The sequence below is a fragment of the Spirosoma aureum genome (assembly GCF_011604685.1).
GTDB lineage: Bacteria > Bacteroidota > Bacteroidia > Cytophagales > Spirosomataceae > Spirosoma > Spirosoma aureum.
Genome location: NZ_CP050063.1, coordinates 4,651,716 through 4,664,308 on the forward strand (window position 1 = coordinate 4,651,716; position 12,593 = coordinate 4,664,308).

Annotated in this window: 11 protein-coding genes; 6 read left to right on the forward strand and 5 right to left on the reverse strand. The window is 47.6% G+C overall.

The features are described 5' to 3' along the window. Window positions 1-21: 21 nt before the first annotated feature. The 4 genes from G8759_RS18315 to G8759_RS18330 all read right to left on the reverse strand — a co-directional run bounded on the left by G8759_RS18315 (window position 22) and on the right by G8759_RS18330 (window position 4,510). Window positions 22-522 (reverse strand): GNAT family N-acetyltransferase, encoded by a 501-nt coding sequence (locus tag G8759_RS18315; protein ID WP_167210486.1) that lies wholly within the window; start codon window positions 520-522, stop codon window positions 22-24. A 185-nt stretch (window positions 523-707) separates the two neighbouring features. Beyond that, a complete protein-coding gene (locus G8759_RS18320; RefSeq protein WP_167210489.1) occupies window positions 708-1,067 on the reverse strand; it encodes a cupin domain-containing protein in 360 nt (119 codons plus the stop codon). Window positions 1,068-1,125: 58 nt separating this feature from the next. Then, window positions 1,126-3,021: a TlpA family protein disulfide reductase gene (locus G8759_RS18325; protein ID WP_167210492.1), complete on the reverse strand. Its 1,896-nt coding sequence runs from the start codon at window positions 3,019-3,021 to the stop codon at window positions 1,126-1,128. A 25-nt stretch (window positions 3,022-3,046) separates the two neighbouring features. Next, window positions 3,047-4,510 (reverse strand): sodium:solute symporter, encoded by a 1,464-nt coding sequence (locus tag G8759_RS18330; RefSeq protein WP_167210495.1) that lies wholly within the window; start codon window positions 4,508-4,510, stop codon window positions 3,047-3,049. 113 nt (window positions 4,511-4,623) lie between these two features. On the opposite strand from G8759_RS18330, the gene G8759_RS18335 reads away from it, so the two are divergent. The 6 genes from G8759_RS18335 to chrA all read left to right on the forward strand — a co-directional run bounded on the left by G8759_RS18335 (window position 4,624) and on the right by chrA (window position 9,594). Next, window positions 4,624-4,902: an ATP-dependent Clp protease adaptor ClpS gene (locus G8759_RS18335; RefSeq protein ID WP_162384159.1), complete on the forward strand. Its 279-nt coding sequence runs from the start codon at window positions 4,624-4,626 to the stop codon at window positions 4,900-4,902. A gap of 83 nt (window positions 4,903-4,985) precedes the next feature. Continuing rightward, window positions 4,986-5,597 (forward strand): recombination mediator RecR, encoded by a 612-nt coding sequence (recR, locus tag G8759_RS18340; protein WP_167210498.1) that lies wholly within the window; start codon window positions 4,986-4,988, stop codon window positions 5,595-5,597. A gap of 135 nt (window positions 5,598-5,732) precedes the next feature. Further along, window positions 5,733-6,143 (forward strand): WapI family immunity protein, encoded by a 411-nt coding sequence (locus G8759_RS18345; RefSeq protein ID WP_167210500.1) that lies wholly within the window; start codon window positions 5,733-5,735, stop codon window positions 6,141-6,143. A 124-nt stretch (window positions 6,144-6,267) separates the two neighbouring features. Next, window positions 6,268-6,978, forward strand: coding sequence for a superoxide dismutase (locus tag G8759_RS18350; RefSeq protein ID WP_232073861.1), 711 nt, complete (start codon window positions 6,268-6,270; stop codon window positions 6,976-6,978). Window positions 6,979-7,279: 301 nt separating this feature from the next. Continuing rightward, entirely contained in the window at window positions 7,280-8,239 is a 960-nt protein-coding gene (locus tag G8759_RS18355; protein ID WP_167210503.1) for an isopenicillin N synthase family dioxygenase, read from the forward strand. 152 nt (window positions 8,240-8,391) lie between these two features. Continuing rightward, a complete protein-coding gene (gene chrA, locus G8759_RS18360) occupies window positions 8,392-9,594 on the forward strand; it encodes a chromate efflux transporter (protein ID WP_167210506.1) in 1,203 nt (400 codons plus the stop codon). 35 nt (window positions 9,595-9,629) lie between these two features. Here chrA and G8759_RS36315 read toward each other — a convergent pair whose 3' ends face one another. Beyond that, on the reverse strand, window positions 9,630-12,431 hold the full coding sequence (locus tag G8759_RS36315; RefSeq protein ID WP_167210510.1) for a PQQ-dependent sugar dehydrogenase: 2,802 nt from the start codon (window positions 12,429-12,431) through the stop codon (window positions 9,630-9,632). Between the last annotated feature and the right edge of the window lie 162 nt (window positions 12,432-12,593).

A 12,593-nucleotide genomic window follows, 5' to 3' on the forward strand; every position in this document is an offset into this window, starting at 1 on the left:
CTTTTCTTAGAAATATCGGGTCTACAGTTTCTTTTCATAAGCGAGAAATCGTAGACCCGGCCGAAAACCCAGTGTGATTTCACCCGCATAGGTATATCCCAGTTTTGGGAATAATCGTTGCGTGATCTGGTTTTCTGAATTTGTATCGATTCGTAGATAAGCAATGTTACGCTCAAGGGCTATCGTTTCAGCCTGCGCGAGCAAGGCAGCCGCTACACCCTGACCGCGGAAAGCAGGATCGACGGCGAGCCGATGGGTTACAATGGCCCGCTGGCTGAGGTCGAAACCGACCTGTGCGTATTCAGGTTCCTGATCTTCGGTCAGAGCAGCTACCCCGGCAAGCTGGCCGTCTATATCGGCTACCCACAGCTGATTTTTAGCTATGTCCTGACTAAACACGGCTTTATTTGGGTAGTGGTCATCCCACTGGAAATTTCCTGCTTCGCGCATCAGCGGCACAATACACTTGAGGAGTTTTAGTAGAGCTGAAAGGTCGTCAGTGGTGGCGGGGCGAATCATCATCGGTATTCACTTGCTAAATAAACGCAAATACGGCATTTTGCCTATAATTAACCAGGGTAAGCACTGTTATGGAACTGGAATTGCCGGTTATATTGAAGAAGCTGGAGGTGATGACAGATGACGAGTTCTTCGCAGCTTTACCTTTGATTTAGCATTGCTGACACATTGGTAGACTCTGGTTCCGCTTATTCGACAATAACCCGGTCTCCGTGGCTTTTGGGCATTGACGTTACGGTAAAGACAAGGTCATTTGATGAATCGTTACGCATCTGATGCGCCACCAAGGGAAGTATTTCAACGCCTTCATGGGCTTTCAAACGAGTTGTTTCATTCCCGATTTCCATGGTTGCTTCTCCCGAAAGAATGAAAAAAAACTGACGGGCTTTCCGGTGAAAATGCTTCACTTCCGATGTGCCGGGTGGCATCCGTTCCTGAATAATGCTCAGTGAATCCGATTTCACTAAATGCCAGCCATCGCAATTATCACCCCAGACGTAATGCTCGGCATTGTTGACGCTAACCGTTTTAACAGACTTCTTTCTCATCGGATAAAACACCGGGATATCAACGAAAGGAAGCTATATGATTTCTCCTAAAGTGCACTTATTTCCCTTCTTTAAGCATTTCGACGACAAGGGTCAGCTCATTAACAGTCGTCTCGGGATCGCCGGAATAACCTATCTGGCGGTAGCGAACACGTCCGTTTGTATCAATGACCACCTTCGTCGGAATACCCAGAACCTTATAGGCTCTCGATACGCGTTGACTGGCATCGACGGGTACCGTGAATCCGTACGGATGTTTGGCCATGAAGTTGTGCACCCGCTGTATGGGCCCACCCTCGCGGGTATTGACGAATAAAAAACGGACATTAGGGTCATTCTGAAAGCGTGTCTGCGCTTGCAGCATCGCCGGAAACGAAGCGATGCATGGCCCACACCAGGTTGCCCAGAAATCCAGAACCACCACTTTCCCGCGCAACGAAGCCGAAGAAATGGTACGTCCCTGCAAATCGGTCATCGAGAAAGCAGGTGCTGGTTCGTTGATGAGAATCTGCCGAAGTTCATCGCGTTGATCGGCCCGAAGGTCGGCTTCGAGTTCGGTTAGATAGGCATCCGCTTTCGCAACAGTATTACCCGTTTGTTTGGCATACCAGTCGCGGAGAGCCGTTTTTAGTCGGGGAGTGGCTTTCCCAACCTGTATAGCCGCTTCTGCCATTGGTTGAGCATCAGTAGCATGATTGGCCTGAAGGGCACACAGGAAATACCGTTCGTTGGTTCGTGGGTCGCTGTTTTCGACATCATCCGGCAACATAACGTCCTGATAAGCAGTATACGCTTCCCCATACCTGGCCTGCTGCTCAAGAACGCGGGCGTAGCTGTTCATTAATTGTCGTTGGCGGGTTTGTTTCTCGGTCTCCCAGTTCCCGGATATCGTAGCCGGTTTAGGCTGGGTCTTCAGAACCTCCATAGCACGCTTGATCAACTGCTCGGCTTCGGGTAGCGACCGCCGTTCATCGGCTAACTGAAAGGCCATCGTATTCAGCATCAGCACATCGGTATGCGATACAGGTTGCTGATCGACAAACGTTACTAAACCCCGAATGTCATTGTTTTTAAAATACCCATCCGTCATCATAACCGTCAGTGCAGGCAGGAAAGATGAGTTGGGAAACTCTTTTTGATAGGCCTGATATGCTAACTTTTTACGATTCCAGTCAGTTTCGTTCCGAACCACTGTAGCTCGATCTTTTTGCATGAGTGAACCAGCAGGATCGAGGGTTTTCATGCGCTCGCGAAGGGCCTTTGATTTGGGGAAATCCCCCATGCTTTCGTATAACTGAGCTGCTGCTGTGAGTTCCGTAGCTGTTGGGGTTGGGCGGGAAGCCAGATAAGTCTCAATACTTGTTTTTACTTTTGGTCCATATCCCGGCTTCTTCTGGTTGATCTGCGCGGTCAGATAATCTGACCAATAGATAGGATAAAAATCAGGATTTTGCTGAAACTCCTGCGAATAGAGCGAAACAACCCGATTCTGGTCGGGACGGCCACCAAGTTCATACAGGAAATGGCTACGCGTAAACACCGATGCCTGTCCGGCAAGAGCATGCGGTACTTGTTGACCGTTCGTATCGAAGAGCGGGACGGCATACAACTGTCCTTTATTAAGATCGACACGCTTGGGTTGTTTGCTATTTCGGAAAGCAAGCATCATACCGGCAACATTTTTTAACGGGATGTAGATCTGCCCGATAAAAACGTCACCCTGGCGAACGAGGGTAGTCGTAGTGGGACGACTCAGGTGCATGGTACTCGGTAAACCATAGAACACAAATCGTCCTTCAACCGTGCTGTCGGTTGCTAAGGGGGTGGACTGTGGCGAGTAGGTAAATGAAACGGTTTGTCCAACCTGTGGCTTTTCGGGGGAATAGCGCAACTGGGCGAGCACTGTGCTATGAATAACCAGGGGAAGCAGCAATGCAAAAAGATTGATTCTCATAACGTAAAAAGATAAATAGTCTGGTTTATACCGCCACTGGTTCCTCTTTTCTTATCGGTTTTGAAACGGCTAATAAGCCGACGAACGTAAACAGGCCATTTAGAAGCAAACGCTCGAATCCGAACTGATAACCGCCAAACCAGGCTACTGAATTTTCATTGACAACATACGTCAATACGGGTGACGCCAGGCAAATAAACGGCACCAGGCGATCAATAACGGGCCGTTTACTAAAGATTCCGAACGCATATAAACCGAGCAGTGGTCCATATGTATAGCCAGCAATGTCGAATACAGCGGTAATCACTTCTTTGCTGTTCAGTTGACGAAAGACAATAATAACAACATAGAAAAGCAGCGAAAAGCCAATGTGTACAATGTGCTTAATGCGCGACCGTTCCGCTTCCGGGCGGCTTTCGACATTCATAAAATCGACACAGAACGAGGTTGTCAGGGCAGTCAATGCCGAGTCAGCACTGGCGTAGGTCGCGGCTGTGATACCGAGCAGGAAGGTAATGGCGACGACTAAACCAAGGTGATTCAAAGCAAGCAACGGATAGAGATCATCGGTACGGGCCGGAATGCTGATACCTTCCTGCTGTGCATACTGATATAGCAGTACGCCCAGGCTCAGAAACAGGAAATTGACGACAACCAGCGTACAGGTAAACCAGAACATATTTTTCTGAGCCTCACCAATATTTTTGCAGGTCAGGTTTTTTTGCATCAGATCCTGGTCCAGACCGGTCATAACAATGGCAATGAACGTCCCGGAAATGAATTGCTTGAAGAAATTCTTGGGGTCGTTACCATCCCAGTAAAAAATCTGGGACATCGGGCTGTCGCTTACTGTTTTCACCAGCCCGCCAAATGATAGATTTAGCTCTTTCGAGATCAGAAAAATAGTCAGGATAACGGCTGTTACTAAAAATACGGTCTGAAGCGTGTCGGTTACGATGATGGTTTTGACGCCACCTTTAAAAGTATAAATCCAGATCAGCCCAATCGTAATCAGTACGGAAATCTCGAATGGTATACCCAGTGGGGTAAACAGGGCGATTTGCAACACACCGGCAGCCACATAGAGCCGAACGGCAGAACCGACGGTTCGCGAGAGAAGAAAAAAGCCCGCTCCCGTCTTGTAGGACCAGAAACCAAAGCGTTTTTCGAGGTAGCCATATATAGAAATCAGGTTAAGCCGATAGTAGAGCGGCATCAACACGGAACCAATGACGAGATAGCCAATAATATACCCCAATACCACCTGAAAATACGAAAATCCAATCTTACCAACAGCGCCGGGCACCGAAATAAAGGTTACCCCCGATAACGACGTCCCGATCATACCAAAAGCAACTAACCACCAGGGAGATTGCCGGTTAGCGGTAAAAAACGTGTTGGTGTCGGCTCCTCTGGCGGTGTAAAAAGAGACGGCAATCAACATTCCGAAATAGGCAATCAGGATCACTAACGCAACGGTGGTATTCATGCAGTATAAGGCAACTTTTTGGCGTAAAATCAGGTTCTCTTAAAGCAAGGTAACGGCTTTTAAAAGCGGCTATTTTCCTGTAAATTTGCTAAATAAATACCATTTTATCTCCCATGCAACCTTTTGAAGAAACCGATGTGGACGTGCTCGATGAAGTCATTGCAACCGACGTTCATAGCCTCGTAGTCTTCAATGACGATGTGAACACGTTCGATCACGTAATCGAAACGTTGATTGACGTATGCCATCATACGCCAGAGCAGGCAGAGCAGTGTACACTTTTGATCCACTATAAGGGAAAATGCGCCGTTAAGAATGGCTCGTGGGAAGAACTTGTGCCAATGCGCAACGAGATCTGCCGCCGGGGCATCTCGGCCGAAGTACTGAAATAAATGAGTACAGCCTGATGAACAATGAATATGATTGAGCTCATCAGGCTGTACTCATTGTTCAATAGTCATTAAACAACAGACTCTTGGAGTATCCATCCAAACTTATAGAAGCTGCGGTAAACGAGGTATCAAAACTACCGGGAATTGGGAAGAAAACCGCCCTCCGGTTAGTTCTGCACTTGCTTAAACGCGACGAAGAGCAAACCGAAACGTTGGCTCAAAGCCTGACGGCTATGCGTACACAGGTTAAATACTGCCGCAAATGCCATAACCTCTCAGACCATGATCTCTGTACGATCTGCGCCAGCAACAAGCGTGATCAATCCTTGATCTGTGTTGTTGAAGATACGCGCGATGTGCTGGCCATTGAGAACACCGCTCAATATAAGGGTCTTTATCATGTACTCGGAGGGATCATATCGCCCGTAGAAGGAATTGGCCCCAGTGATCTACAGATCGACTCGCTTATCTCGCGATTACGTGGCCCGGAGAGCGAGCAGGTACGCGAAATTATTCTGGCCATAAGCCCGACAATGGAAGGGGATACAACGGCATTTTATCTGCAAAAGAAACTCAAGCCGTTTAACCTGAAAATCTCGACGATTGCTCGGGGAGTTCCGATCGGGGGAGACCTCGAATATGCCGATGAGGTTACGCTGGGGCGAAGTATTTTAAGCCGTATTGCTTATGACTAAGTAAAAAAGCACCGATCCAGGTGCTTTTTTAATTAATTCTATAACCTTATCCTGAAACTTCTGGTTTCCAGCATACTAATCCCCAAATCTGAAACAGATCCTGGAATTATGGTGCTGGAAAACAGTCAAAATAGATTGGCCATCAGTATCTTAGATTATGAAGATGGAACGGCTAAAAATCGTATTGACCGCAATACGCTATTGACAAGTATCGAGCTACAACATGAAGGTAAATCCTCCATCGTAACGGCTCCGGTCATTTCAACGCATGAGTTGTCGGCTCTGGCTCATTGGTTTGAACAGGTGGCTATCGGAAAGCCAGCTAAACCCGTTGTCCTGCAGGAGCCGTGTTTATTTTTTGATTGTCACCAGCAAATCCTCGATAAGTTCAGGCTTACGGTACGAATGGAAGCAGAAGCATCGCCGGTCTGGACAAGCTATTATGCCGAACCGTTAACGATGGTTTTTTGGCTGACCTACAAGGAGATGCTCGAAACAGCACAATCACTTCGTCAGTTGCACCACAATTTCCCCACACAGGCCTAGAATCCATAATTTCGCGGAAATATTTCGTTCTTTGCATTTATAGCTTTAGGTTCGCTGAACATCTGTCAGTGTGACGGGTTGTATTCGCAAAACGTTATAAATTTCTCTACAAACCAACATTCGCATGAATCGCTCCGAGTTTTTAAAATTGGCCTTTGGTGCTTCGGCCGGTTTAGTTGCTTTCAGCTCTTTCGGTCGGGCTGTGTCCAGCTTCGGTCTGAACCAGGCTGAAGGTCCGTTCAAGCTGGCTCCACTGCCATTTGACGCGGGTGCGCTGGAACCGCACATCGATAAAACCACTATGGAGATCCACCACGACAAGCACCATAAAGCTTATGTGGACAACCTGAACAAGGCCGTAGCCGGAACCGATATGGCTAAGATGGATATTGAGGCTTTGGTTAAAAGCATCAGCAGCAGTACGCCCGCAGCGGTTCGCAACAATGCCGGTGGCCACTGGAATCACACATTCTTCTGGAGTATTCTTGGACCCAACGCAGGCGGTGCGCCCAAAGGTGCATTGGCTGATGCGATTAACAAGAAGTTTAGCTCGTTCGATAACTTCAAAACGGAATGGGCAAAGGCCGCCACGGGTCGTTTTGGCTCGGGTTGGGTATGGCTCATCAAGAGTGGTAGCGATGTTGAAATCGTATCGACGCCTAACCAGGACAATCCGCTGATGGCGTTGGCCGAGAAAAAAGGAACACCCATCATGGGCCTTGATGTTTGGGAACATGCCTACTATCTGAAATACCAAAACCGTCGTCCTGAATACGTTACAGCAGCCTGGAATGTATTCGACTGGAACAAAATCGGTAAAAACTTTGCTGGATAAAAGCTCAAAAAGCTAAGGAAATGGCATTCAGTTAATAGAGGTCCGTTGCACGTTTTCAAACGGAGTATTCTGTAAGCTGAATGCCATTTGTATTTACAGCTAAAAAAGCAGCAGGCAGGTGCCGGTTTATACTATTTGTAGAGCAAAGCATGGTAGTGAAGGGGTTATCGAATCTGCCCAGTAACATCATTCCCGAAATTTATTCTATGGGCTGTTAACTAAACTAAACGGTTCTTTGTGTTTCAGGGATTCAGGGACAGATTGAGTAAACTTTTGTATTTTTGCGAAAACAGATTAGTCTATGTCATCACAAGAATTGTACGATGAAATCCCGTCGTTGGATCTGGCTGATTTCACATCGGGCGATCCGGAACGCAAAGCTCGCTTTGTGCAGGATTTAGGTCGGGCGTTTAATCAGATTGGCTTCGTAGCCATTCGGAATCACGGGTTGACCGATGACCTTACACAGCGGCTTTATGAGTCAGCTAAAGCGTTTTTTTCGGCTCCAGATGATATTAAGAGGAAATATGAACACCCCGAATTAAGTGGACAACGGGGTTATATTGGAAAAGGGAAAGAAACGGCCAAAGGGTTCAAAGTAGCAGATCTCAAAGAGTTCTATCATATTGGTCAGCCTGAGCCGGTTGGGGAAATGCCAGCCAATGTGTTTCCGGAAGAATATCCTGAATTTGGTGAAGCGACGTTAACGGCTTACCAAACACTCGAAAATGCGGGCAAGCAGTTACTTCGGGCAATAGCGCTTTATCTGGAATTGCCGGAAACGTATTTCGATGATAAAGTGAAAAATGGAGACAGTATCCTGAGGGCTCTGCACTATTTTCCGCTTGATCCCGAAAAAACGCCTGATGGAGCGGTGCGTGCGGCTGCTCATGGTGATATTAACCTCATTACGTTACTGATGGGAGCCTCGGCAGATGGACTGGAAGTTCTCCGACGCGATGGCAAATGGATTGGAATTACGGCCCTTCCCGATCAGGTTGTTGTAAACGTTGGCGATATGCTCGACCGGCTGACAAACCATAAACTCAAGTCGACGATTCACCAGGTGGTGAATCCACCACGCGAAAAAATGAACCAGTCCCGGTATTCAATTCCATTTTTTATGCACCCACGTGCCGATATGGATTTGAAGAGCCTGGAGAGTTGCATCGATACGGAGCATCCTAAACTCTATGTGGATATGACGGCTGGTGAATTTCTGAACGAACGGTTGATGGAACTGGGATTGAAAAAAGCGTAAGAACGCTGTACTCTCTAAGCTGTCATTTGCCAAAACTGACGATTTTGAGTCAGTGCTACTACTGAAGTTTATATTCGTTGCCGGGCTATAAAAATTGATTGGTTCCGCGCCCGGCAACGAGTTAAACCGCCCCGCCCGCTTCCCCGTTTACTATGCTTCCCTATCTGACACCTGTCAAGCCCGTACGACGAATCCGCTTCCTTATCTTCCTGAAAGATGTGCTGATTTTGTCTCTTACTACCTTCGGCGGGCCGCAGGTGCATCTGGCGATGTTGTATGAGCGCTTCGTGCAGAAACGCCGGTATCTGACCGAAACGGAACTTATGGAGCTGAATGCCCTCTGTCAGATACTTCCAGGGCCAACCTCTACACAAACCATTACGGCTGTTGGGTTTAAAATTGGTGGCCCCAATCTAGCTTATGTTACCCTGCTGATCTGGATATTGCCCGCTGTTAGTATTATGACAGCCGTTGGCATGGGTATAAACTACCTCGAACAACACCACCTTTCGTTACGATTTGCCCGCTATATCCAGCCAATGGCTGTTGGGTTTCTGATCGTAGCGGGGTATCGTATTGGCCAGAAAGTAATCAAAGATAAGGTCAGTCTGGCCCTGGCCATTACAGCCGCACTGGTTGCTTATGTTTTCCGGTCGCCGGTTATGACACCAATTGTCATTGTTGCGGGTGGTCTGGTAACCGCACTGACCTATGAAAAGCAGGAGCGAATGGAAAAAAAGCCCCTTAAAGTACAGTGGGCTAATTTTTTTCTGTGGCTGGGTGTACTGATCGGTGCAGCTGGTCTTGGAGCAGTTACGCAATCGCTGCCCGTTCGTTTGTTCGAAAATTTTTACCGGAACGGTAGCCTGGTCTTTGGCGGTGGGCAAGTTTTGACACCGATGCTTTACAATGAGTTTGTTGCCTTCAAGCACTACCTTACGCGCGAAGAGTTTCTATCTGGATTAGGGTTGGTTCAGGCATTACCGGGTCCTGTGTTTTCGTTTGCTTCCTACATTGGTGCATTATCCATGCGCGATGCCGGATTTAGCGGCCAGTTCTGGGGGAGCTGCGTGTCGACAGCCGGAATTTTCCTTCCCGGAACATTTCTAATATTCTTCGTTTACCGCTTCTGGGAGCAGCTGAAACGCTACCGAGTGGTCAGGGCTTCGCTGGATGGCGTCAATGCCGCCAGCACGGGTTTAACAGCGGCAGCGGCTATCGTACTTTTTCAACCCATGGCACCCCACTGGCCATCTGTCGTTGTGGTGCTGATAACAATGGGCATATTGCTCTATACCCGAATTCCCCCCTTTATCGTCGTTGTTGGTGGATTGATGGCTGGAATAATTTTATAACACATTGCAGCAAAGCAATCGGTACCTGACAACTGTCATTGGCTAAGCTTCAATTTCGCGTTGGTACCAACAAGCAGTTTAATTCCGCCACTAAAGGTTACTTTTGAGGCAGATGCCGTAAACTGGTTCGGAATACTAACAATGTGGTTTAGTTGTACAGCATCCGTGCTGTTTGGAATACGGTTGCATGACCAGACCGTAGGGTCGTTCCAGTTACCAGTCTTTAGGGTGAACATGGTACAGACACCGGTGTTAATGGTCACGGTAGTAGACGCCGTTAAACTGCCGGGGTCAGTTGCCACAATAGTGAACACATAAGTGTTTGCCGCTGTTGCAGTACCGCTTAAGACACGTGTTGTTTCATTGAACGTTAGCCACGCTGGCAGGTTGATGGCACTATAGGCCAGCGTTTGACTTTCGGGGTCTGTAAAAGCAGCTACTGTATAACTAAAAGGCTGATTCGGCTGGATTGTCTGAACAATCTGTCCAGGAGCAGTGGGTGATAAGTTTGGAATAGCACTGACCTCAACTCCACCATTCCAGGTATTCCCCACGCGTGTGTAGACCCGGAAATAGTATTGAACTAACGGGTTCAAATTGGTTACCGTTACGCTGGTTCCTGTGCCACGATAAACTACTTTTCCTCCTTCAATTGGTGAACCGTTGCCCGTAAAACTGGCAACCGCTGTATAGGATGTTCCATTTGGTAGGTCGGTAAACCCTGTTCCTTCTTTTGCGGCAACCAGTATCTCATCAAATAAAAGCTCCGGGTTAATCCAGCTTACCTGAACGGCACTAAGCTGACGAGTTGCCGTTACATGAGTTACCAATGAACTGGCTGAATTGCAGTCGGGATACAGCGTAATCGAGTGAGTGGCAGTTAACCCGCCATTATCGGTTACTTTCACCGAAAGCAGGTAAGAATAGGTTTCGTTGGGGCTACACCCGACCGGCGAAATTGTTATAACTGGGCTTGAGCCAGTAAGAATAGGTTCTGGATGCGTGTGGTTATTATGCTGGAGCTTCACCTGCCATTCATACGTTAAGCCGCTAAGATCCATATCAGTAACATTCGCCTGAACCGTGTAGGAGGTGGGTTGGCTCATCGTGTACAACGTGCCAGGGGCAGGGTTAGTGATCTGAACGGCCGGGGGGGTATTATTTACCGAAATAATGATCACTTTGGGAATGGACTGTTGTCCCTGATTATCGGTAACCGTCAGGCTGACAGTGAACTTCTGAACTGCTGTATTTGAAAAGACATGTGTGGGGTTGGCAACTGTTGAGGTTGTTCCATCACCAAAATTCCACAAATACGTTAGCGGTAATCCTTCAGGATCAACGGAGTTCGACCCCGTGAACTGAACGTTTAGGGGAGAGGGACCGTAAGTTACATTTGAGGTTGCAGTAGCCACAGGTGGTTGATTCCCTCCATAACTTATTCGCGATATTGTTCCCAGTATCTGGACGTAATAAATTGAACCATCGCGTGGGTTCATCTTCATATCTACTATACCCGTTTCGAAACTATAGGGCGCGAAATCTCGCACTTCATGAATTTTATGGTCGCCTTCTTCATGTAATTCCAGATTTTTGATCCAACCCATGCTATGGTCAGTCAGGAAGTACGTATTTTTATAGTTAGCTGGAAATTGGTTGCCTGTATAATACACACCTCCAATCGCACAATACCCATAAAACGATGTCCCGGCTGGGGCGCCGGTTGTTCCGATTATCCGCGTAATGGGTGTCGTTCCATTAAACGCAGGTACCCGGGTTATGGCATTAGGACCATGGCTGTAATCCAGGGCCGGGCGGGAATGAGTAAAACGACGAAGGGCAGGATTCGAATCATCGATAAATGACGTTGGTTGTACACAAAGACTTTCGAACGTGGGTTGGCCAGGTTCATCGAGATTTGGAACATTGGTCCCGTTGTATGATATCGTTGGTTCCAGCCCTTCATAGACCGGCCAGCCGCAATTTAACCCGGCCTTATCAACTATATGGAAATCTTCAATTTTATACCAGCCCACATCGGCTATCAACAAGGTGCCCGGATTGCCATCGCTGGCAATGGTGCTGCCCGTACTATCCTGCAAAACCATTCGGTAGGGATTGCGTAAACCAAGTGTCCATACCCGCGATTGTGGAGAACGGGGATTTGCCGAATCGTAGAAAGGGTTACTTGCTACGCCGTTTCCAGTAGCAGGATCAAGGCGTAGAATTTTACCGCACATCGAATTGACCATTTGCGAACGCATGGCGCCAACATTCTCGTTAGCTCTCATCATGCCGTAATCCAGCGATTCCTGAAAGAAGGTATCACTACGGTTCCCCACATCAACACCCTCATGATGACCACCATCGCCCGTAGCCAGCAGCAAGGTGCCATCGCGACCGAATAACAGTGTGCCGCCAGCGTGCGATTCGTAGGTGACAGGAACACCAGTTGTTAGTGATTCGCCCAGGAGAACTTGCCGACTGTTGTAATCAGTTGTGAGATTACCCCCCGAACTCTGAAGGTGATACCGTGTTACACGGCTAATGGTTGCGTGTCTGTATAGATTAGCTGTGCTGCTGTATTGTGGAGTACCATAGTACAATAAGTAATGCAGATCAACTTGATAGAATAGGTAAATCAAGCCATTGGTTTCATAATTTGGATCAAAACAAATACTATGCAAACCGAAATCATTCCAATCGCCAACTTCTTCCTGTATATCCAAAACTGGCGTGGCCTGACGGACATAGGAGGAGCCATTCCAGGTTGATACCCAAAGAAGGCCCTTTTTTTCCCAAACAAAGAATTGATTGCCAGTACGGCTAAAACTCATGCCGATCGGGGTTGTATAGTCCTCCTGAACTACATTTTTAGAAAACCCGGTTGGGAGCTGTGCAAAAAGGCCGGTACTGCTTAATGACAAACCAATAATCAAGGTTAAAAGCCATGAAGAAGTAGAAAGTTTACATATAAAACGGTGATAGCCAAATGAATG

What these genes read in the sequence shown, in the direction of transcription:
- chrA (WP_167210506.1), top strand. Translation starts at nt 8,392, where the DNA reads ATGCTTCCCTATCTGACACCTGTCAAGCCCGTACGACGAATCCGCTTC.
- G8759_RS18320 (WP_167210489.1), bottom strand. Translation starts at nt 1,067, where the DNA reads ATGAGAAAGAAGTCTGTTAAAACGGTTAGCGTCAACAATGCCGAGCAT.
- G8759_RS18315 (WP_167210486.1), bottom strand. Translation starts at nt 522, where the DNA reads ATGATGATTCGCCCCGCCACCACTGACGACCTTTCAGCTCTACTAAAA.
- G8759_RS18335 (WP_162384159.1), top strand. Translation starts at nt 4,624, where the DNA reads ATGCAACCTTTTGAAGAAACCGATGTGGACGTGCTCGATGAAGTCATT.
- G8759_RS18355 (WP_167210503.1), top strand. Translation starts at nt 7,280, where the DNA reads ATGTCATCACAAGAATTGTACGATGAAATCCCGTCGTTGGATCTGGCT.
- G8759_RS18325 (WP_167210492.1), bottom strand. Translation starts at nt 3,021, where the DNA reads ATGAGAATCAATCTTTTTGCATTGCTGCTTCCCCTGGTTATTCATAGC.
- G8759_RS18350 (WP_232073861.1), top strand. Translation starts at nt 6,268, where the DNA reads ATGAATCGCTCCGAGTTTTTAAAATTGGCCTTTGGTGCTTCGGCCGGT.
- G8759_RS36315 (WP_167210510.1), bottom strand. Translation starts at nt 12,431, where the DNA reads ATGAGTTTTAGCCGTACTGGCAATCAATTCTTTGTTTGGGAAAAAAAG.
- G8759_RS18330 (WP_167210495.1), bottom strand. Translation starts at nt 4,510, where the DNA reads ATGAATACCACCGTTGCGTTAGTGATCCTGATTGCCTATTTCGGAATG.